The 21,079-nt window shown below is 64.5% G+C and carries 22 protein-coding genes; 8 read left to right on the top strand and 14 right to left on the bottom strand.

Going from position 1 to position 21,079, the window contains the following annotated elements; translation table 11 throughout:
• Positions 1–146: 146 nt before the first annotated feature.
• The 5 genes from WFP78_RS01935 to WFP78_RS01915 form a co-directional block, all read right to left on the bottom strand.
• Complete coding sequence (locus tag WFP78_RS01935; protein ID WP_336958089.1) at positions 147–605, bottom strand: lysozyme inhibitor LprI family protein; 459 nt, start codon at positions 603–605, stop codon at positions 147–149.
• Positions 606–754: 149 nt separating this feature from the next.
• Entirely contained in the window at positions 755–3,355 is a 2,601-nt protein-coding gene (metH, locus tag WFP78_RS01930; protein WP_336958086.1) for a methionine synthase, read from the bottom strand.
• 123 nt (positions 3,356–3,478) lie between these two features.
• Positions 3,479–4,525: a homocysteine S-methyltransferase family protein gene (locus WFP78_RS01925; protein ID WP_336958224.1), complete on the bottom strand. Its 1,047-nt coding sequence runs from the start codon at positions 4,523–4,525 to the stop codon at positions 3,479–3,481.
• 2 nt (positions 4,526–4,527) lie between these two features.
• Positions 4,528–5,487: a methylenetetrahydrofolate reductase gene (gene metF / locus WFP78_RS01920; RefSeq protein WP_336958084.1), complete on the bottom strand. Its 960-nt coding sequence runs from the start codon at positions 5,485–5,487 to the stop codon at positions 4,528–4,530.
• Positions 5,484–6,455, bottom strand: coding sequence for an ArsR/SmtB family transcription factor (locus tag WFP78_RS01915; RefSeq protein WP_336958083.1), 972 nt, complete (start codon positions 6,453–6,455; stop codon positions 5,484–5,486). The genes metF and WFP78_RS01915 overlap by 4 nt, the downstream gene beginning before the upstream one ends.
• 226 nt (positions 6,456–6,681) lie before the next feature.
• On the opposite strand from WFP78_RS01915, the gene WFP78_RS01910 reads away from it, so the two are divergent.
• Both WFP78_RS01910 and WFP78_RS01905 read left to right on the top strand, forming a co-directional pair.
• Positions 6,682–6,900 carry a circumsporozoite protein gene (locus WFP78_RS01910; RefSeq protein WP_336958081.1) on the top strand — a complete coding sequence of 73 codons (219 nt, stop codon included), beginning with the start codon at positions 6,682–6,684 and terminating at the stop codon, positions 6,898–6,900.
• 127 nt (positions 6,901–7,027) lie between these two features.
• Positions 7,028–7,273 (top strand): hypothetical protein, encoded by a 246-nt coding sequence (locus tag WFP78_RS01905; RefSeq protein ID WP_336958079.1) that lies wholly within the window; start codon positions 7,028–7,030, stop codon positions 7,271–7,273.
• A 92-nt stretch (positions 7,274–7,365) separates the two neighbouring features.
• On the opposite strand, the gene WFP78_RS01900 is transcribed toward WFP78_RS01905, so the two are convergent.
• Entirely contained in the window at positions 7,366–7,773 is a 408-nt protein-coding gene (locus WFP78_RS01900) for a glycine zipper 2TM domain-containing protein (protein WP_336958078.1), read from the bottom strand.
• Between the two features lie 206 nt (positions 7,774–7,979).
• On the opposite strand from WFP78_RS01900, the gene WFP78_RS01895 reads away from it, so the two are divergent.
• Complete coding sequence (locus tag WFP78_RS01895; protein WP_336958076.1) at positions 7,980–8,960, top strand: esterase-like activity of phytase family protein; 981 nt, start codon at positions 7,980–7,982, stop codon at positions 8,958–8,960.
• 148 nt (positions 8,961–9,108) lie between these two features.
• On the opposite strand, the gene rpmB is transcribed toward WFP78_RS01895, so the two are convergent.
• The gene (rpmB, locus tag WFP78_RS01890) at positions 9,109–9,402 is read right to left on the bottom strand and encodes a 50S ribosomal protein L28 (protein WP_336958074.1); all 294 of its coding nucleotides are present in this window, start codon (positions 9,400–9,402) and stop codon (positions 9,109–9,111) included.
• A 210-nt stretch (positions 9,403–9,612) separates the two neighbouring features.
• On the opposite strand from rpmB, the gene WFP78_RS01885 reads away from it, so the two are divergent.
• Positions 9,613–9,837, top strand: a complete 225-nt coding sequence (locus tag WFP78_RS01885) for a hypothetical protein (RefSeq protein WP_419722891.1) — start codon at positions 9,613–9,615, stop codon at positions 9,835–9,837.
• Positions 9,838–9,905: 68 nt separating this feature from the next.
• Entirely contained in the window at positions 9,906–10,364 is a 459-nt protein-coding gene (locus WFP78_RS01880; RefSeq protein WP_336958222.1) for a nucleoside deaminase, read from the top strand.
• On the opposite strand, the gene WFP78_RS01875 is transcribed toward WFP78_RS01880, so the two are convergent.
• Positions 10,332–12,284, bottom strand: a complete 1,953-nt coding sequence (locus WFP78_RS01875) for a hypothetical protein (RefSeq protein WP_336958070.1) — start codon at positions 12,282–12,284, stop codon at positions 10,332–10,334. The two genes, WFP78_RS01880 and WFP78_RS01875, sit on opposite strands and share 33 nt — an antisense overlap.
• A gap of 51 nt (positions 12,285–12,335) precedes the next feature.
• Between WFP78_RS01875 and WFP78_RS01870 the strand changes: the two genes are divergently transcribed.
• Entirely contained in the window at positions 12,336–12,752 is a 417-nt protein-coding gene (locus WFP78_RS01870) for a GtrA family protein (RefSeq protein ID WP_336958068.1), read from the top strand.
• Between the two features lie 132 nt (positions 12,753–12,884).
• Here WFP78_RS01870 and WFP78_RS01865 read toward each other — a convergent pair whose 3' ends face one another.
• Genes WFP78_RS01865 through WFP78_RS01855 form a run of 3 tightly spaced genes read right to left on the bottom strand, consistent with a single transcriptional unit; the run spans position 12,885 to position 15,320 of the window.
• Positions 12,885–13,691 carry a LytR/AlgR family response regulator transcription factor gene (locus tag WFP78_RS01865; protein WP_336958066.1) on the bottom strand — a complete coding sequence of 269 codons (807 nt, stop codon included), beginning with the start codon at positions 13,689–13,691 and terminating at the stop codon, positions 12,885–12,887.
• Positions 13,688–14,785: a sensor histidine kinase gene (locus WFP78_RS01860; RefSeq protein WP_336958064.1), complete on the bottom strand. Its 1,098-nt coding sequence runs from the start codon at positions 14,783–14,785 to the stop codon at positions 13,688–13,690. The genes WFP78_RS01865 and WFP78_RS01860 overlap by 4 nt, the downstream gene beginning before the upstream one ends.
• 40 nt (positions 14,786–14,825) lie before the next feature.
• The gene (locus WFP78_RS01855) at positions 14,826–15,320 is read right to left on the bottom strand and encodes a winged helix-turn-helix transcriptional regulator (RefSeq protein ID WP_419722885.1); all 495 of its coding nucleotides are present in this window, start codon (positions 15,318–15,320) and stop codon (positions 14,826–14,828) included.
• 200 nt (positions 15,321–15,520) lie between these two features.
• Here WFP78_RS01855 and WFP78_RS01850 point away from each other — a divergent pair, with 200 nt between their 5' ends.
• Both WFP78_RS01850 and WFP78_RS01845 read left to right on the top strand, forming a co-directional pair.
• A complete protein-coding gene (locus WFP78_RS01850) occupies positions 15,521–17,614 on the top strand; it encodes a RelA/SpoT family protein (RefSeq protein WP_336958057.1) in 2,094 nt (697 codons plus the stop codon).
• Positions 17,615–17,624: 10 nt separating this feature from the next.
• On the top strand, positions 17,625–18,254 hold the full coding sequence (locus WFP78_RS01845; RefSeq protein WP_336958055.1) for an energy transducer TonB: 630 nt from the start codon (positions 17,625–17,627) through the stop codon (positions 18,252–18,254).
• 62 nt (positions 18,255–18,316) lie between these two features.
• Here WFP78_RS01845 and gdhA read toward each other — a convergent pair whose 3' ends face one another.
• From gdhA to WFP78_RS01830, 3 genes are all read right to left on the bottom strand, one after another.
• Positions 18,317–19,672 carry an NADP-specific glutamate dehydrogenase gene (gene gdhA / locus WFP78_RS01840; RefSeq protein ID WP_336958053.1) on the bottom strand — a complete coding sequence of 452 codons (1,356 nt, stop codon included), beginning with the start codon at positions 19,670–19,672 and terminating at the stop codon, positions 18,317–18,319.
• A gap of 116 nt (positions 19,673–19,788) precedes the next feature.
• The gene (locus WFP78_RS01835; RefSeq protein ID WP_336958051.1) at positions 19,789–20,358 is read right to left on the bottom strand and encodes an SRPBCC family protein; all 570 of its coding nucleotides are present in this window, start codon (positions 20,356–20,358) and stop codon (positions 19,789–19,791) included.
• 44 nt (positions 20,359–20,402) lie between these two features.
• Complete coding sequence (locus WFP78_RS01830; RefSeq protein WP_336958050.1) at positions 20,403–21,053, bottom strand: adenylate kinase; 651 nt, start codon at positions 21,051–21,053, stop codon at positions 20,403–20,405.
• Positions 21,054–21,079 lie beyond the last annotated feature (26 nt).

Here is a 21,079-nt window from a genome sequence, read left to right as displayed (position 1 = left end):
GCAGGGCCATAGGCCGGGAGAACGACCAAGGCCAATGCCAAGAGAGGGTTAAGGGATCGGTGGCCCGCTATGGGACAGGGTCAGGCGCGTTGCTTAAGGCTGGCGCCGATGCATGACGGATGTTCGCTTTGGGCGAAGAGCTACAACTACCAACGATCCTTCAGATCGGCTCTCAGATATTCAGCACGCTGGCGGTTCATGTCAGCAGTGCATGCAATTATTGCAGCATCATGTCCTGTGCTACCAGGATTACCACCCGCCTCCCAAGCACATTGTGCATCGCGATTTGCGGCCCAAGCACGTTGCGCAATGGTCAGCGCCCTCTGGTGATCAACCGGAACCCGCGCACGAAGCTCGGCCAAAGCCTTGGCAAGCTCGCGCCCAGAACCTGCTATATCGGATGTACAATTCGCGACCTCCACCGATGATACGATGTCAGGTTGCAGACGAAAGCATTCATCTTCACTGCGTTCTTGTGCTTCACCCGGCGTTGCAAACAACGCGACAATAAAAGCCATCGATAGAAGCAAAATAAGCCGTATATTTTGAACATGCCAGCACATGGCTATGCTCGCAATGGGTTGTCTGGCGAAACCGGATGTCATCCAAATAGCCCACTTCCAAACTTGCAAAATCCGCCAAAAGTTCAGGAAGGAGAGCCCAGGAAACGGCGCCGCCCTCACCCATCCTTCGCCACGGCATCACGCAGCGGCGGGGAGGATAGCGGCACTCGGTCGCGCTACAAGACAGCCCCTCAGTCCAGATTCGGCCGCAGCCAGCGTTCCGCCGTCTCCAGATCGACGCCGCGCCGCGCCGCATAATCTTCCAGCTGGTCGCGGCCGACGCGCGCCACGCCGAAATATTCCGCCTGCGGGTGGCCGAAATAGAAGCCGCTGACCGCCGCCGTCGGCAGCATCGCGAAGCTTTCCGTCAGGGTGATGCCGGTGGCGTGATGGGCGTCCAGCATCTTGAACAGCATCGGTTTCAGGCTGTGGTCCGGGCAGGCGGGATAGCCGGGCGCGGGGCGGATGCCGCGATATTGCTCCTTGATGAGCGCCTCGTTGGTCAGCTGCTCACCCTCGGCATAACCCCAGAGCGCGGTGCGGACATAATGGTGCAGCCGCTCGGCAAAGGCTTCGGCCAGGCGGTCGGCCAGCGCTTTCAGCAGGATGTCCGAATAATCGTCGATCGCCGCCTTGAAGCGCGCCAGATGCGGCTCGATGCCGTGGATGCCGACGGCAAAGCCGCCGATCCAGTCGCCATCATGGCTGATGAAGTCGGCCAGGCACATATTCGCCCGGCCTTCACGCTTGGCGATCTGCTGGCGCAGCATCGGCAGGCGGACATGCTCTTCATCCTGCACATGGACGATGATGTCGTCGCTCTCGCGGCGGCAGGGCCACAGGCCGGCGACGCCGCGCGCCGTCAGCCACTTCTCCGCGACCACCTTGTCCAGCATCTTCTGCGCGTCGGCGAACAGGCTGGAGGCGCTTTCGCCCACCACCTTGTCGGTCAGGATCGCGGGATAATTGCCCGCCAGTTCCCAGGCGCGGAAGAAGGGGGTCCAGTCGATATAATCGCGCAGGTCGGCCAGATCCCAGTTGGGGAAGTCGTGGACACCGGGCAGGCGCGGACGCCCCGGCTTCAGGCTCTCGTCGATCTCGAAGCCATTGTCACGAGCGTCGGCGATCGGCACGAGCGCGCTCTGGCCCTTGTTGGCGCGGGCGACGCGGACATGTTCATAATCGTCCTTGGTCTTCTGGACGAAATCGGTCTTCTGCGTGTCGGAGACGAGCGCGGTGGCGACGCCCACGGCCCGGCTGGCGTCCAGCACATGCACGACGGGCCCGGTGAAGGCCGGGTCGATGCGCAGCGCGGTGTGGACCTTCGACGTGGTGGCGCCACCGATCAGCAGCGGCATCGTCATGGCGGCGCGCTGCATTTCCTGCGCCACCGTCACCATCTCGTCCAGCGAGGGCGTGATGAGGCCGGACAGGCCGATCATGTCCGCGTCATTCTCGTTCGCGGCCTTGATGATGTCCTGCCAGGGCACCATCACGCCCAGGTCGATCACCTCGAAGCCGTTGCACTGGAGGACGACGCCGACGATGTTCTTGCCGATGTCATGCACATCACCCTTCACGGTCGCCATGATGATCCTGCCCTTGCCCTTGGCGCCGGGCTCCTTGGCGGCCTCGATATAGGGGAGGAGGTGGGCGACCGCCTTCTTCATGACGCGGGCGGATTTCACCACCTGCGGCAGGAACATCTTGCCCGATCCGAACAAGTCGCCGACGACGTTCATGCCGTCCATCAGCGGGCCTTCGATCACCTCGATCGGGCGGGCGGCGACAAGGCGCGCTTCCTCGGTATCCTCGACCACATACATGTCGATGCCCTTGACGAGCGCATGTTCCAGCCGCTTGGCGACCGGCCAGCCGCGCCATTCCTCGGCCGCCTTTTCCGCCGCCGCGTCGGTGCCGCGATATTTCTCGGCCAGTGCCACCAGCCGCTCGCCCGCCTCGGGATCGCGGTTCAGCAGCACGTCCTCGCAGGCGGTGCGCAGCGCGGGGTCGATCGCGTCATAGACGTCGAGCTGCCCGGCATTGACGATCGCCATGTCGAGCCCGGCCGGGATCGCATGATAGAGGAACACCGAATGCATCGCCCGGCGCACCGGCTCATTGCCGCGGAAGGAGAAGCTGAAGTTCGACAGGCCGCCGGAGATATGGACATGCGGGCAGCGCGCCTTGATCTCCTTGCACGCCTCGATGAAGTCGACGCCGTAATTATTATGTTCCTCGATACCCGTCGCCACCGCGAAGATATTGGGATCGAAGATGATGTCTTCCGGCGGGAAGCCGATGCCCATCAGCAGATCATAGGCGCGGGCGCAGATTTCGACCTTGCGCTGCTTCGTATCCGCCTGCCCCGTCTCGTCAAAGGCCATGACGACCACCGCGGCGCCATAGGCCATGACCTTGCGGGCGTGGTAGAGGAAAGCCTCCACGCCTTCCTTCATGCTGATCGAATTGACGATCGGCTTGCCGGACACGCATTTCAGCCCCGCCTCGATCACTTCCCATTTGGAGCTGTCGATCATCACCGGCACGCGGCTGATGTCGGGCTCGGCGGTCATGAGCTTGAGGAAGGTGGTCATCGCCTCGACCGCGTCGAGCAGGCCCTCGTCCATGTTCACGTCGACGATCTGCGCGCCGCTCTCCACCTGCTCGCGCGCGACGTCGATGGCCGTGGCATAGTCGCCCGCCATGATCAGCTTCTTGAACTTGGCGGAACCCGTGACGTTGGTGCGCTCGCCGATGTTGACGAAATTGGCGGTGGTGGTCTTGGTCATCTGGCCTGTTTTTTCTCTGCTGCGTCATTCCCGCGAAGGCGGGAACCCATCTCCCCGACCTTGCGTCCAGGCCTTAGCGCCTGAGATGGGTCCCCGCCTGCGCGGGGATGACGATCTCTTTCATTACGCCGCGATATGCATCGGTTCCAGCCCGGCGAGGCGCGTCACCACCGGCAGTTCCGGCGCGACGCGCGGCGGATGCCCGGCCAGCGCCTTCGCCACCGCGCCGATATGCGCGGGCGTGGTGCCGCAGCAGCCGCCCACGATATTGACCAGTCCCTCGTCCACCCACTGGCGGATCAGCGACGCGGTCGTTTCGGGCAGCTCGTCATATTGGCCAAGCTCATTGGGCAGGCCGGCATTGGGATAGGCGAGGATCAGCGTGTCGGCATTTTTCGACAGCTCGGCCAGATAGGGGCGCAGCAAATCCGCGCCAAAGGCGCAGTTCACGCCGATGGTCAGCGGCTTCAGATGCCGCAGCGAATACCAGAAGGCGTTGATCGTGTGGCCCGACAGGTTGCGACCCGACATGTCGGTGATGGTGAAGCTGAGCATCAGCGGCACCGGGCGGCCCGCCAGTGCCTCCGCCTCGCGCGCGGCCATGCCCGCAGCCTTGGCGTTCAGCGTATCGAAGCAGGTTTCGACCAGCAGGAAGTCGACGCCACCCTCGATCAGCGCCTCGCACTGCTCGCGATAATGGGCCTTCAGCGTATCGTAATCGACCTCGCGATAGGCGGGATCGTTGACGTCGGGCGAGATCGACAGCGTCTTGTTCGTCGGGCCGATGGAGCCCGCAACGAAGCGGCGCTGGCCATCCCTCGCGGTCGCCGCGTCGCAAGCCTTGCGCGCGATATGGGCGGCGGCGATGTTCAGCTCGCGTACCAGATGCTCGCAGCCATAGTCCGCCATCGCAATCTGCGTGCTGCTGAACGTGTTGGTCTCGATCATGTCGGCGCCGGCATCGAGATAGGCGGTGTGGATCGCCTCCACGATGTCCGGGCGGGTGAGACAGAGAAGGTCGTTATTGCCCTTCTGGTCCTTCGCAAGGTCCAGGTCGCCGCGATAATCGGCCTCGGTCAGCCCATATTTCTGGATCGACGTGCCATAGCCGCCATCGAACACGAGGATCTTCTGCTTCGCGAGGTCGCAAAATGCCTGTTCAGCGCTGATGGTCATGCTGCCTTCTCCGCATTGCTCGATCCCGTCCTGGCCCCCGCCTTGGGCCGCAGCCCCAGCAGATGGCAGATGGCGTAACTCAGTTCCGCCCGGTTGAGCGTGTAGAAATGGAATTCGCGCACGCCGCCGGCATAGAGCTTGCGGCACATTTCGGCCGCGATGGTCGCGGCGACAAGCTGGCGCGCGGCGGGGTGTTCATCCAGCCCCTCGAACAGGCGGGCCATCCAGCTGGGCACCTGCGTGTTGCACATCGCCGACATGCGCTGGGTCGCGGCGAAGTTCGACACCGGCATGATGCCCGGCACCAGCTCCGTGGCGATACCGGCGGCGGCCACTTTGTCGCGGAAACGGAAGAAGGCGTCGGGCGAGAAGAAGAATTGCGTGATCGCACGGGTCGCGCCGGCGTCGATCTTGCGCTTGAGATTGTCGAGATCGCTCTGCGCGCTGACAGCCTCCGGATGCGTTTCGGGATAGGCGGCGACGGAAATCTCGAAAGGGTGCAGGGCCTTGAGGCCCGCGACCAGATCGGCGGCACCGGTGTAACCCTGCGGATGCGGCTCGAACCTGCCGCCCACCTCCTGCGGATCGCCGCGCAGCGCCACGATATGCCGCACGCCCGCCTCCCAATAGGCCTCCGCCACCTCGGCGATCTCCGCCTTGCTGGCCGCGACGCAGGTGAGGTGCGCGGCGGCGGCGATGTTCGTTTCCTTCGCGATGCGCGCGACGGTGTTGTGCGTGCGCTCCCGCGTCGATCCGCCCGCGCCATAGGTGACGGAGACGAAGCGCGGCCCCAGCGGCGCCAGCGTCTCGATGGCGGACCACAGCTGGACCTCCATCTTCTCCGTCTTGGGCGGGAAGAATTCGAAGCTGATGGCGGCGTCGCCGGCAAGGTCGGCGAACAGCGGCGCGTCAAGCGCGCGGCGGGCCTCTTCAAGCTGGCCAAGGGTCGGTTTCATGCGCGTAACTGTCCTTCGATCGGCAGGATCTGCGCCGTGTGGCGGCACCCCAGCCATAATTTCACCGTCAATTCGCCGCCGGGCAGCGTTTCCACCCGGTCCAGCCCCAGCCCTGCGGCCGCGAACCATTGCGATATCTGTTCATCCGAAAAGCCCAGCCGCGCATGTTGATCGCGGCTCCGCAATTCCTCGCGCTGGTGCGGCGCGAAATCGGCGACCAGCAACCGGCCGCCGGCGTCCAGCACCCGCGCGGCCTCCGCTATGGCGCCTTCGGGCGCCTGTGCATAGTGGAGAACCTGATGCAGGATGACGGTATCGACGCTGTGGGCATCGAGCGGCAGCGCCATGAAATCGCCCATCAGCACGGCATATTTGCCGCTGCCATCCTCGGGCAGCTTCGCACGGGCCAGACGCAGCATGTCGGGGCTGCGATCCACCGCCGTCACCTGTTCCGCCTGCGGCCCGAACAGCTGGATCATGCGGCCGGTGCCGGTGCCGATATCCAGCAGGCGGCCCAGCGTATCGCCGCCCAGCAGGCCCTGCATCGCCGCCTCGACATCGGTCTCCGGCAGGTGGAGCGAACGGATCGCATCCCATTCCTCGGCATGCTGGGCGAAATAATCCTCCGCCGCGCGGCTGCGGTCGTTGCGCACGGCGGCAAGCCGCGCGAGGTCCGCGCGCTGCCAGAGCAGTTCGTTTTCGGACGGCACGATACGGTCGAACATCTCCAGCAACGGCGCGCGCGCGCCATCGCCGCCGATGCGCAGGAACACCCAATTGCCTTCCTTGCGCCGCTCCACCAGCCCCGCCTCCACTAGGATGCGGACATGGCGGGAGACGCGCGGCTGGCTTTGCCCCACGACCTGCGCAATCTCCCCCACGGCAAGCTCCATCGCCCGCAACAGGTGGAAGATCCGCAGCCGGGTAGGGTCGCCCAGGGCCCGGAAAATGTCGAGGATCGCGGTCATTGCGACAGCATATAAAGATTTCTTTATATTGGTCAATCGCTATGTCGCCCGGGACGGGCCGTGCCCGACATCGCCCGACTGTCACACAGCCGTCATGGTGCACTGCACGAATAGCATTGCCTTGGGAGTCGCAAAGCATTAGGAATGAAGGCCGCAGGTTCAAGGGGGTGAGCTGTTTCTCCGAGACTGACCTGCGCGGTTTTTTATCTCTGAGAGGGGTTTGCCCATGTCCAAGACTATTGCTCTTTCGCTCGTTCTCGCCGCGTCGCTCGGCCTTGCCGCCTGCTCGGGTGGCCAGACCGCCAATGTTGCCAATGCCGCCAACAACACGGCCGATAACGCCATGAACGTTGCGGAAAACGCCATGAACGCCGCCGAGAACGCGACGGGCAATGCGGTGAACGCGACATCCAACGCTGTGGCGAACACCGCCAACGCGATGTAATCCCGTTCGGGACGACAGATGAGATCAGGGGCGCGCCGGCAACGGGGCGCCCCTTTTTCATGCTCGACGGTTTCGGGCCACTGACCCCCATGACGCGAAGGAGCGTTCACCCGGCATGAAGACATGCATGACAACCCTGCGGCTCGCAGGCGCACTTGCGAGCCTGCTTACCACGGCCGGTTGCGGTTCGGGCAATGGCGACGGCGTGGGCGGCGTGACCGCTAGCGAGGCGCGCGCGCTCAACGATGCGGCGGAGATGCTCGACAGCCGCCCCAGGGTGGCGCTGGACGCAGCACCGGATGCCGACAACAGGGCAGCACCTGCCCCCGGCAACGGTGCGACGGCCCCGCCCCCGGCCGCTTCGGGACAATGATCGGCCAAACCCCACGGGGCACGCCAAGAGGAACGGGGCTTGCCCCTTAAAGGAACAGCCCCGCCCGTCATCCCGTCATGCAGGGTGGATGTTCAGCAATCCCGGTCGATGGCCCGACCGGCCAGCGCGCCGACGCCGGCGCCGATGATCGCACCGGTGGTGCCATCGCCACGGCGATCATAGCGGCCGCCGCTGCCCTTGCCGACTTCATTGCCCAGCAGGCCGCCGGCGATCGCACCGATGATGGTGCCGCCCGTGCCGCTGTCCCGGCAGCGATAGCCGCCCCGGTAGCCGCGATAACCGCGATCGCCATAATTATAATTGCCGCCGCCGCGATAATAGCGGTCGCCGCGATAGCCACGATTCCCGCGATAATAATCGCCCCGGTCATAATGGCGATAATAGCCGTCGCGCGCGGCGGCCGGGGTTGCGGTGGCCGCGAAGGACGCAACGCCCATGGCGAGCGCCGCGCCTATGTTGATCAGAATGCTCTTCTTCATGGCGTTGCTCCAATGCCTCAATCCAGCGAATCGAAGGACGCTGTGCTCCTTTCGACTGCCCCCCTTCTGCATCGCCGGGCTTGAGCCCATGCTGAACATGGATGTCAGCGGTTGTTCATGAAAAGGGCGGCCGGAGCCGCACATCGCGCGCCGGGCAACAGATACGGGCTGGACGCCTCCGTCAAATCCCCTATCCCCTGGAGGATATGGCCCGCATCCTGATGATCCTGCTGCTCGCCGCCCTGCTGCTGCCCCCCGCCCATGAAACCAAGTCCGCGCCGGTCATAGCGGGCGCGCTGCTGGTGAGCGCGCGGGCCGTGCCGCTGGACAGCGGCGATCCGGCCGTCCGGCGGGCGGGCATGCTGCCATTCCTGGGCGGCTGGGTGCTGCACAGCCAGGACCCGCATTTCGGCGGCATCTCCTCCATGCTGATGCAGCCCGACGGGTCGATCCTGGGCTTGAACGATTCCGGCACGCTGATGGGCTTTTCCCTGACGCCGGGCAATCGCCGCCAGTTCATCGCCCCGCTCCCCACCCGCCCGGAGGAGCGCGACTGGCCGAGCTGGAAGTGGGATTCCGAATCCATGGTGCATGATCCGGAAACCGGGCGCTATTGGGTGGGGTTCGAGCTGATCCAGCGCATCTGCCGCTATGCGCCCGGCTTTGCCCGCGTGGAGGCGTGCCGCGAATGGCCCGAGGTGCAGGCCTGGCCCGAAACCGGCAGCATCGAGGCGATGGTGCGCCTGAAGGACGGGCGCTTCCTTGCCTTTTCCGAAATGGGTTTCGGGCCGCATGGCGGCAATGACGTGCTGCTCTTCGCCGGCGACCCGGCCGATCCGGCGACGCCGCACCCCCGGCATCTCGCTTATTACCCGCCGCAGGGCTATCACCCGACCGATGCAGTGCAGCTGCCCGATGGCAGCCTGATCGTGCTCAACCGCCGGGTGACGCTGCATGAGGGGTTTACGGCGGTGCCGATGCGGGTCGTGCTGCCGCCGCTCAAGGAAGGCGCGCAGCTTGTGGGACGCCCCCTGGCGCGCCTTGCCCCGCCGCTGCTCGCCGACAATTTCGAGGCGCTGGCGCTCTCGCAGGAACATGGGCGGACGGTGCTGTGGGTAATGTCGGACGACAATCACCAGTTCTTCGAGCGCACCCTGCTGCTGAAATTCGCGTTGCCGGCCTTTTAGCGGTTCCCGTTCCGTAATTCCGGCGGGCCTCAGGACGATAGCAGCGAAGATCGCGGCTAGCCTGGCCGAATCACCCGCGCCACCGCAGGCACGAAAAAAGGCGGCCGTTGCGGGCCGCCCTCTTCACGATCCGGTTCGCGTCAGCGAATCAGGCAGCTGCGACAACCACCTTCTTCTGCACTTCGCGCTTCAGGCGGCGGGCCTTGAGCGAAAGCTTGTCGTCGCCGGTCTTCAGCAGCCAGTTGTCGAGGCCGCCGACATGCTCCACCGAACGCAGGCCGTTGGTCGAAACGCGCAGCTTCACGCTCTTTTCCAGCGATTCGGAGATCAGCGTGACGTTCTGCAGGTTCGGCAGGAACACCCGCTTGGTCTTGTTGTTCGCATGGGACACATTGTGACCCACCTGACGGCCCTTGCCGGTCAGCTCGCAAATGCGCGACATAAGAATCAGCCCTATCGTTCGATTTTTCTGGTTCGGCCCTAGGCCGGGAAAGCGGCGCGGATAGCTGCAAACGTCTTTCCCGTCAACCCGCGCCAACGGCAATTTGCACAGACATCGTGGCGGAAGAGCAACCACCAGCCTGCCTGAGCGTTCCCAACAGCATATATTTCCGTGCTGCACAATGGGCAGCATAATGGGAGCGTTGCCATGATGAGGTTTCTGGCCGGACTGCTGCTTGTCGCCGTGATATTGATCGGCACCGCCTATGCCTTCGGCCTTTTCAGGATCGAACAGACGCGAAACGCCAGCCTGCCTTCGGTCGCGGTGAAGCCTGGCACCCTGCCCGCCTACAGGGCGGACGTGGCGAAGGTGGACGTCGGCACCCGCAACCAGACGGTGGAAGTGCCGACCGTGAATGTGACGAAGCCGCAATAGCGATGGCGATCGTCCGCGCGCGCCGCCTGCCCGTTGCGGCGGATCGTCGCCCCGCCTATGCGATTCGCATGGCCGATCTCTTCCCCCTGCCCGCCCCCATGCGCCGCGCGCTGGATCTGGCGCGGGCAGCGGCGGCGGCCGGCGAGGTGCCGGTCGGTGCCGTCGTCACCCATGACGGGCGGATCGTGGGCGAAGGCGAGAATCGCAACCGACGGGACAATGATCCCACGGCCCATGCCGAAATCGTCGCCCTGCGCGCGGCCGCGACGGCGCTGGGCGATTTCCGGCTGACGGACTGCGACCTGTGGGTGACGCTGGAGCCCTGCGCCATGTGCGCGGGCGCCATATCCCATGCGCGCATCGCCCGCGTCTATTATGCCGCCGCCGATCCCAAGGGCGGCGCCGTGGAACAGGGCGCGCGCGTCTTTGCCCAGCCGCAATGCCTGCACCGGCCGGAAGTCTATGGCGGGCTGGGCGAAGCGGAAGCCGCCGGCCTATTGCGCGGTTTTTTTGCCGGGCGGCGCTGAAGGCGCGGCGGCCACCGCCTTCTCCCCCGCCGCATAGTCGATGCGATAGAGGGCATAGGGCAGCGTCAGCGCCGTCTTCAGGTCCACCGGCCTCAGCCATGCCGGCACCTGCCCCCGCATCAGCTGCGCATAGAAGCCCCTGGGGCTGCGCGCCTGATAGACGGTGCCTTCGGGGAAATTCGGGCAGACGAGGAAATAGGTGGCGTGGTGGCGCGCCGCAATCTTCAGGAAATCGGCCGGCTGCCCGTCCATCGCATGGTGGATGTCGAGGATCGCCGGGCCGTTGCGGTGATAGGGGCCGGCAATGGCGCTGTGATGCGTGGTCGCGATCAGGCGCGGCCCCAGGTCCACCAGCGTGAAGATCAGCGCGGGCGGTAACTGGTCCAGCACCTGCAGCGCCGGCAGGGCCCGGCACCGCCCGCCCGCCTTGCGGACCGCCTCCCGCCGCGCCAGCACTGCCTTGCTCGGCGGCTTGGCCTGCGCGGTATTGTCGCCGGTCAGCCGCGCGACCAGCATGTTGGCTTCAGGATAGAGCTGATAGACCCAAACACCGCTGACCACGAGCAGGCCGGCAGCGATGCCCAGCGTGCGTTTCAGGCGGCTGCCGCGCAACACCGCCTCCACCGCGACCCAGCCGGCCCAGGCGATCGCCGGCAAGGCCAGGAGCTGCGCCGCCGGCCCCGCGCGGATCTGCCAGCACAGCAGGCCCAGCGCGAACAGCGTCATCAGCGTCACCGTGGCCCAGGCCCACAGCCGCTCGACATTGCGGCGCGACGCCCAGCAGGCCGCCAGCGCGGCGAACAGGCCGATCACCGGCAGCGCCAGCATCGGTATGGCGACATTGCGCGCCTGCGCGGTGATCGGCTTGGCCTCGCGGATGTTGGCGAGCCACAGCTTCTGCAGCTCGGGCGAGATCTGATAGGCGCTGCTCAGGCATTGCGGCCAGTTCGCCCAGGCAAAGGCGCCCAGCAGCACGCCCGCGACCATCCCCGCCGCCAGCCGCTGCGGCCAGCTCCTGAGCGGCAGCAGCGCCAGCACGACCATCAGGCCCGACGCCGCGCCGAGGATGGCGACCCAGACCGGCGAGATCGCATCGCACATGGGCTGGCGATTGGCATAGCTGGCGAACAGCACGAACAGGATGGAGGTGCCGCCGCCAAGGCTGAGCGCATAGGGGATCATCCGCCGCGCCGCGCCCTCCTTGAACACCCAGCGCAGCGCGATGATCGCGCCGGCGCCGGCCAGATAGGCGATCATCTCCATGCCGATGGCGATGGAAAGCGCGCTGGAAAGCCCCGCGACGATGCCGCCGCGCAGCCAGTCGCGATCCACCATCCCCGCCAGCATCGTCACCGTCAGCGCCAGCTGCCAGCCATGATGGTCGATCCGCATCGGCATGAACATGCCCAGGCCCATCTGCGCAGCAAGCGGCAGGAACACCGCCACGATCCATGCCGGCCCGGGCGCCAGCCGCCGCACGATGAAGCCCAGCGCGATCATCAGCGGCAGCAGCGGCAGCAGCGGCGCGATGCCGCAGGCCAGCCGATCGGCCAGCCCCTGATCCATGAAGGCGCGGAACAGCAGCATCAGCCCGGCCAGCGGCAGGTCCACCAGCCGCGACCAGTGGATGTTCGCGCCACCCGGCGGATCGAGCCGATATTGCCGCAGGTCGAACCAGCCCTGCCCCGCCAGCCAGTCCTTCACCTGCACATAGCGGATATTATCGTCGGTATCGCCCAACCCCAGCCAGTGGATCTGGTTCCAGCGGACGATGAGATAATAGGTGCAGATGCCGACCCAGAAGGCAAAGGTCAGGAATTTCCAGTTGGCGTCAGCCCAGCGCAGCGTTTCCGCGCCGCCGGCCACCAGCCGCCTGTTCCATCCGCCCCATCCGCTCCAGCGGCCCTTCGCGCTTTCCATCATAGCTCGTGGGGATTAGAGCAGCCGGCGCAAAGCGCAACGGGGGCTGACATGAATTTCGATCGCTGGCTCTCGCCGGAACGCCAGGCGCTGCTGTGGCAGGTGGCGCGCTATGGCCTGACGGGCGGCTTCGTGACGGCGGTGCAGGCCGCGATCTACTGGTGCCTTGCCGCGCTGGCCCATGTGCATCCGCAGGTTGCGAACGGCGCGGGCTATCTCGCGGCGGTGCTGCTTGGCTATGTGCTGCATGGCGCCTTCACCTTTCGCGGCCATGGCGAGCGCGACAATCATGCGGCGCGCGGCGTGCGCTTCTTCCTGGTGTCGCTGGTCAGCCTGGCGCTCAACGCGCTGTGGGTGTGGCTTACCGTCTCGGTCCTGAAATGGCCGGAATGGACGCCCATCCCGGCCATGATGTTCGTGACGCCCGCGCTGGTGTTCGTGCTGAACCGGCAATGGGTGTTCCGGTAAAGGCGTTCCGATAACACCCGCCGTGCTCCTGCGAAGGCAGGAGCCCAGGGCCGGATTGCGCGTCGCCACTCTGGGCTCCTGCCTTCGCAGGAGCACGGCGGCGGTTGGGGCAGGCTCCGTCTCCCTCCCCGATCAATGCACGAAGCGGGCCACCACGTCGCGATAGCTGCGGCTCACCTTCACCTGCGCGCCCGATTCCAGCACTAGGAAGCATTCGCCATTGGTATGCGGCTTCACCTGCCGCACCTGGGAGAGGTTGACGATGGTCGAGCGATGCACGCGCTGGAAGTTGCGCGGGTCCAGCCGCTTTTCCAGATCCTTCATCGTCTCGCGCAGGATCAGCGAATTGTCGGCGGTGTAGATGCACATATAGTCGCCCGCCGCGTCGATCCGCTCGATCGAATCGACGTCCACGCGGAAAATCTGCCCGCGATCCTTGATGTTGATGAGCTTTTCATAGCGGCTGGCGACATGGGTATCGCCCTCGCTGGAGGAGGCGAAGTCGCTCATCGCCTGTGGCGCGACCTCGGCCAGCACTTCACGCAGCCGTTCGGCTTCCTGCACCTGCTTCTTTTCGGCCAGCCGCTGACGCACCCGATCCAGCGCGTCGGCCAGCCGGTCCTCGTCCACCGGCTTCATCAGATAGTCCACCGCCTGCGCCTCGAACGCGCGGATCGCATGGTCGGAATAGGCGGTGACGAAGATGAACAGCGGCGGCTCGATCTCCATCATGCCCTGCACGACGGAAAAGCCGTCGAACCCCGGCATCTGGATGTCGAGGAAGACGAGGTCGGGCTTGTGGGTCTTGATGGACCGGATGGCCTCCCGCCCGTTCTGACAGGTGTCGATGATGTCGACGTCTTCATGCGCTTCAAGGCGCAGCTTCAACCCCTGGATGGCAAGGTTCTCGTCATCCACGAGGATCGTTCTGATGGTCATGCGGCCACTTTCGTTTGTTCTTCCGTCACGAGGGGCATTTCGATGGTGACAGCGAAGCCTCCTCCGGGCGTAGAACGCGCGTCGAAGCTCTGCCGTTCCCCAAAGGCTTGCACCAGCCGGTCGCGGATGTTCGCCAGCCCCACGCCGGTAGACAGATGTGGACGTACCTGTGTTTCGTTCAATCCCGGCCCGGTATCCGACACGACGATCCGGACGTTTTCACCGGCAGGCTGCGCCGTGACGGAGATTTCGGCCCCCTCTTCCTTGGGGGTGACGGCATATTTGATGGCGTTTTCGACCAGCGGCTGCAGCAGCAGGGAGGGCAGGCGCGCATGCGACACGGCCGGGTCGATGACAAAGACCGGCCGCAGGCGATCCTCGAACCGCATCTTCTCGATTTCCAGATAGAGTTTCAACGTCTCTACCTCCTGCTCCAGCGTGACCTGCGCCGTCGGCTCGTTGATGAGGGTATAGCGCAAAAAGGACGACAGGCGCGAGAGCATTGCATTCGCCCGGTCCGTCTGTTTCAGCAGCACCAGCGTCGAGATGCTGTTGAGCGTGTTGAACAGGAAATGCGGGTTCAGCTGATAGCGCAGCATGGCAAGCTGCGCCGCGCTCGCCTGCGCTTCCAGCCGCAGCAGCTCGTCCGCCTGCTCCTCGACCGTCAGGTAGAAGTTGATCGCATAATAAAGCGCCGACCATGCCCCCAGCAGCGTGCTCGACAGATAGAAGGCGCCCAGGAACAGCTGCAGCCCCGCGGTATCGCTGCCATGGTTCTGCGTGGCGAAGACCCAGGCGTCGATGAAGGCGCACAGGCCCGATGCCATCACCACCGCGACGATGGATGCGCCCCAGGTGACGATCGGCTTCTGCTTCAGCAGCATGCGGAAGATCACCGCCATCAGCAGCGTCACCGAATAGCCCGTCGCGGTGGAGATCAGCACCGGCACAAGGCTGGAAAGCGGCTGGCCGTTGGCGATGGTGGAGGACGCGCGGAGCAGGAACGCCCCGGCCCATCCCACCGACTGCAGGTTCCAGAAAGCGCGGTTCTTGTCCGCGAAAAACGGCTTGGGCTGAAGGGGGCTTACAGACATCGGAAGAAGCCTAGCCGCTTTTTCCCGCCGATAGAAGCTGTCAGCCGACAGCGGCCATCTCTTCGCCGACGGGTATGGCATCGTCGGAAAACACCCACATCAGGTCGCAGATGTCGAGCGCGCGCCCATCATGGGAATAGATGCGGATCTGCTGGATCGGCTTGCCGTCGCGACGGTCGGCCAGAACGGGCGAACAGGGGACGCCGCTGCCCCAGCGCTCGCCCCATTGGCGCAGGGCGATCATCACCGGCGCCAACTCCTCCCCCTTCTGGGTCAGCCGATATTCCACCTTGCGCCGATCGCAGCTCATCGGCTCGCGGATCATGATGCCATGCTCCACCATCCGGGCAAGCCGATTGGCCAGGATATTGCGGGCGATGCCGAGGCTGGACTGGAATTCCTCGAAATGGCGGATGCCGCTCAATGCGCCGCGCAGGATCAGGAAGGACCAGCGCTCACCCATCATCTCCAGGGCGGTGGGCAGAGCGCATTGCATCTGATCGTGAAGGGGTGGCAGCGTGTCGTTCATCTCCATAACCCGAAAGGATAGCCTAAAGGCGTGCCGGTTGCAAAATCCTGACCAATATAATCACAATCGTGCGATCTTCAAATTTCGCGCCGGCGCCGCGCCAGCGCCCGAAGAGACCGGAACGGCATATATCATTGGCATTCCTCGCTGGCGCGGCGCGGTTTTTTGTTGCACGGCAACGCACTTCTCCCACATCGTGATCTTCTATGCTGCGCCAGTACGAACTTGTCGAACGTGTAAAAAGCTACGATCCCGACGCGGACGAAGCGATGATCAACCGCGCCTATGTGTTTTCCGTGCAGAAGCATGGCAGCCAGAAACGGGCGAGCGGCGACCCCTATTTCAGCCATCCCATCGAGGTCGCGGGCATCCTGACCGACCTGTATCTGGACGACCAGACGATCGTCACCGCGCTGCTGCACGACACCATCGAGGATACGCTCGTCACCTATGAGGAGATCGAGGCGGCGTTCGGCAAGGATGTCGCCCGGCTGGTGGACGGCGTCACCAAGCTGAGCAAGATCGAGGCGCAGTCGGAGAACGAGCGCGCGGCGGAAAATCTGCGCAAGTTCCTGCTCGCCATGTCGGACGATATCCGCGTGCTGCTGGTGAAGCTGGCCGACCGCCTGCACAATATGCGCACGCTGCACTTCATCAAGAATGAGGAGAAGCGCCGCCGCATCGCCAAGGAGACGATGGACATCTATGCCCCGCTCGCCGAGCGGATCGGCATGTATGACTTCATGCGCGAGATGCAGCTGCTCGCCTTTCGCGAGCTGGAGCCGGAGGGCTATGACAGCATCACCCGGCGGCTGGAGCAGCTGAAGCAGGGCGGCGGCGACAAGGTGGCGCGCATCGCGTCCGGCCTGCAGCTGCTGCTGGGCCATGCCGGCATGAAGGTTTCGGTTTCGGGCCGCGAAAAGCACCCCTATTCCATCTGGAAGAAGATGCAGGAACGGCACATCAGCTTCGAACAGCTGACCGACGTCATGGCCTTCCGCGTCATCACCGAGACGACCGAGGATTGCTACAAGGCGCTCGGCATCATCCACCAGAAGTACAAGATGGTGCCCGGGCGGTTCAAGGATTACATCTCCACCCCCAAGCGCAACGGCTATCGCTCGCTGCACAGCACCGTCATCCATGGCGAGAATGCGCGCATCGAAGTGCAGATCCGCAGCCAGGAGATGCACCGGGACAGCGAATTCGGCCTTGCCGCGCACTGGGCCTACAAGCAGCATGAAGGCAAGCCGGACGGCCAGGCCGGCTGGCTGCGCGACCTTGTCGAAATCCTGGAGCAAAGCCAGGATGCCGAAGAGCTGCTCGAACATACCCGCATGGCGATGTACCAGGACCGGATCTTCGCCTTCAGCCCCAAGGGCGAGCTGCATCAGCTGCCCAAGGGATCGACCCCGGTCGATTTCGCCTATGCGGTGCATACCAGCCTGGGCAACCAGACGGTGGGCGCGAAGGTCAATGGCCGCGTCGTGCCGCTGCGCACGAACCTGGAAAATGGCGATCAGGTCGAAATCCTGAAGTCCGACGGGCAGGAGCCGCAGCCGGGCTGGCTGACCTTCGTCATCACCGGCAAGGCGCGCGCCGCCATCCGCCGCTATATCCGCAACAAGCAGCGCGACGAAATGGTGGCGCTGGGCGAAAAGCTGTTCGAGGAAATCATCGGCCGCCTGCCGGTGGAGGTGGGCGCCAAGGCGATCACCGCCGGGCTCAAGCGGCTGAAGCTGGAGGACAGGCCGGCGCTGATGATCGCCATCGCCACCCATCGCGTGACCGACGCCGAGGTGATGGAGGCCCTGATCCCCGGCTCGACCAGCGGCGAGGGCGAGGAGGAAGTCCATCCGCGCCAGCATGAACCCGTGTCGATCCGCGGCCTGACGCCGGGCATCGCCTACAGCCTGGGCGAATGCTGCCATCCCGTGCCCGGCGACCGCATCGTCGGCATCCGCCGCACCGGCGAACCGATCGAGGTCCACACGATCGACTGCAAGACGCTGGAAAGCGGCCTCGACGCCGACTGGGTCGACCTGGCCTGGGACAGCAAGTCCAAGGGCGGCACCGCGCGCCTCTCCGTCATCGTCAAGAACCAGCCGGGGGCGCTCGCCGCCGTCACCAACATCTTCGGCGCGAACAAGGCGAACATCCTCAACCTGCAGCTGGTGAACCGCGAAGGGCCGTTCCACACCGACATCATCGACATCGAGGTCGCCGACGCCGCGCATCTGGCGCGCATCGTGTCGGCGCTGAGGTCACTGGAATGCGTGGCGCAGGCGGATCGGGTTTAGAGGACTATTGATGATCGGTTGGCTACTTCCTCTCCTTCTTCTGGTACATCCCGAAAGCGACGGCGAACCGCCCAAGAAAATTAACGCGGGACGCGTCTTCAGCTTTCAGGATTATCCAACCGAAGCGCTGCAACGGAACGAATATGGCATTACTTCGGTACGATTACACATCACAGCCAAGGGTGTTATCGACGAATGTATCGTTACTGAAACAAGCGGTTTTCCGATACTCGACAGCAAGACTTGTTCTCTAATCAAGGCACGCGGCCGATTTAAACCGGCAACGGATGCGCGGGGCACCCCCATAGATGGGGACTATCATATGGCGACCAGTTGGGGCGTGGGTGCCAATCAGCCTCGAACGACGTCGACGGTCACACTCCTCGCGCAAAAAATCCCGACGTCTTATCAAACCCCGGCCGATACCATGGTCCTCTTTGGTGTTGATGGTCGTGTAGCGAAATGTACGGTACAGCAATCAAGTGGGTCGGAAGCGGCTGACAAGGCAGCCTGCGCTTATATCACTGCCCAGTTGGCGGTCTCCCCTCCGCAGAGCAAATCAGGCGAAGAGCCTGCCATTGCAGTGCGCTACGTCACTGTGTCTCTGACTATAGATGCCAACTCCACCAAGGTGCAGTAATTTTAGCAAATGCCTGAGGAAACTGAGGGCAGGCCACCGCCCGCCCCCGTCCCTCACATCCCTCACACCACGCCATAGGCCAGCATCGCGTCGGCGACCTTCTTGAAGCCGGCGATGTTGGCGCCCTTCACATAGTCGACATAGCCGTCGCTCACCCGGCCATAAGCGAGGCAGCTGTCGTGGATGCCCTCCATGATGTCGAGCAGCAGCTGTTGCAGCTCGGCTTCCTTCCATGAGCGGCGTTCGCTGTTCTGGCTCATTTCCAGGCCGGAGACGGCCACGCCCCCGGCATTGGCGGCCTTGCCCGGCGCGTAGAGGATCTTCGCGGCCTTGAAGACATGCACGCCGGCAAGATCGGTCGGCATGTTCGCGCCTTCGGACACGGCGATGCAGCCATTTTTCACGAGCGTTTTGGCGTCTTCGCCCAGCAGTTCGTTCTGCGTGGCGCAGGGATGCGCGATATCGCAGGGCACGCCCCAGGGCGTCTTCCCCTCATGAAAGGTCGCGTGCTTATATTCCGTCACATAGTCGGCGATGCGGCCGCGCCGCCGGGTCTTGTGCGCCTTCACCCACTGGATCTTCTCCAGGTCGATGCCGTCCGGATCGTGGATGAAGCCCTGGCTGTCGGACAGCGTCAGCACCTTGCCGCCCAGCTGCGTCACCTTCTCCGCCGCATGGGTCGCGACATTGCCGGAGCCGGAGATGACCGCGGTCTTGCCGGTCAGGTCCTGGCCGCGCGTCCTGAGCATGTTGGCGAGGAAATAGACCGCGCCATAGCCCGTCGCCTCCGGCCGGATCAACGATCCGCCATATTCCAGCCCCTTGCCGGTGAGGACGCCGGTGAACTGGTTGGTGATGCGTTTGTACTGCCCGAACATATAGCCGATCTCGCGCCCGCCCACGCCGATGTCGCCCGCCGGCACATCCACGTCCGCGCCGACATGGCGATAGAGTTCGGTCATGAAGCTCTGGCAGAAGCGCATGACTTCATGGTCGCTTTTCCCCTTGGGGTTGAAGTTCGCGCCACCCTTGCCGCCGCCCATGGGCAGGCCGGTCAGCGCGTTCTTGAAGGTCTGTTCGAAGGCCAGGAACTTCAGCACGCTTTCCGTCACCGAGGGGTGGAAGCGGATGCCGCCCTTATACGGGCCGATGGCGTTGTTGTTCTGCACGCGCCAGCCGCGATTGACGCGGATATGATTATTGTCGTCCTCCCAGCAGACGCGGAAGGAGATGATCCGGTCCGGCTCCGCGATGCGGCGCAGAATCTGGTAGTGGTGATATTCTTCCTTGTCGTCGATGAACCCGTAAATGTCCTCGGCGACTTCCTGGACGGCCTGCACGAATTCCGGCTGGCCCGGATTGCGCTTCTTCACGCCTTCGATGAAGGTCGGCAGGTCCACATGATCGGTAACAGCCATCACTCTCTCCCCCACGTCGTTGTTCCGCGACCCGATGGCGTGCCCCCGTTTCGAGTCGGGCGGCTGTTGTTGAGGGTGTTTGTATCAGCAATCCGGGCGCGGAGATGTGATTTTCATCACCGGGGCATGGGCATGCCGGCGACCCTGGAGAGCCCCTGCAACTGCTGCCCCAGCACCATGTCGACGGCCGGCGCCAGCTTTGCCGCGCCGCCCTCCACATAGCCGCCCACGACATAGCGCATGGTGACTTTCGTGCCCTTGCCCATGCCAGCAGCCGACGGCGCGAAACTGAAGGTCAGCGTGCCCACCACGGCCTGCCCCTGCAGCGGCCCCAGCCCGCCCGAAATGCGCAGCATGTCGCCCGGCATGGCGAGCAGCACGCGGCCATGCTCGACACTGCCGGCAGGCTTGCCATTCACGGCAGGGAGCGCTTCGCAAAAGCAGCCGCCCGCCCATGCCTCGATGGTCAGGTTCTTCGCGTCGCCGCTATAGCTGTGCGCGCCATTCCACCAGCGCGCCGGGGTTGCGACCAGCGCATAGGCCTCCACCGGAGACAAAGGCAGGTCGACGCTCGCCTCCGACACGAAGCCCGATTCGCTCGACGTCAGCACAGCCGCGAAAACAGGCGGGGCGGTGACCAGCATCGTCGCCAGCACCGCCCTGCGCGCAGAGATTGCAATCGTCATGATCCTCGCCCCCTCCGAACAGAGAGGGGGAGCATAGCGTGCCGTTACTGGCCGTCCAGCACCGCGGCGATGGCGACGGTCACGTCATCCATGTCGGCCATGCCATCGACGCGCGAAACGATGCCGCGCGCTTCGTAGATCGGCAGGATCGGCGCGGTCTTGGCGCGATATTCGGCCATGCGGGTGCGCACCGTTTCCTCATTGTCGTCGGGACGACGCTTGAATTCGGTGCCGCCGCATTTGTCGCACACGCCGGCGACCTTGGGCTGCTTGAAGCTATCGTGATAGCCCTCGCCACAGGTGGCGCAGGTGAAGCGGCCGGTGATGCGCTCGACCAGCGCATCCTCGTTCACGTCCAGCTCGATCACATGGTCGAGCGTGCGGCCGCGCGTGTCGAGCAGCGTATCGAGCGCATGCGCCTGCGCCTCGGTACGGGGATAGCCGTCGAAGATCACGCCGGTCTCCAGCGGCAACGCGTCCAGCGCCTCGCCGATGATGCCCGAGACGACCTCGTCAGGCACCAATGCGCCCGCTTCCATCAGCGCCTTGGCCTGCAGGCCGACAGGTGTGCCGGCCTTTACTGCCGCCCGCAGCATGTCGCCGGTCGAAAGCTGGACCATGGCGCGACTGTCGACCAGTCGCGTCGCCTGGGTGCCCTTGCCAGCGCCCGGAGGTCCAAGCAGGATGATGTTCACGCGCACGTCTCCCCTATATTGTGCAG

The sequence above is a fragment of the Sphingobium aquiterrae genome (genome assembly GCF_037154135.1).
In the GTDB taxonomy this organism is placed as follows: Bacteria; Pseudomonadota; Alphaproteobacteria; order Sphingomonadales; family Sphingomonadaceae; genus Sphingobium; species Sphingobium aquiterrae.
Note: the sequence above shows the minus strand (reverse complement) of the source record. Positions and strands in the feature narration are given on the sequence as shown.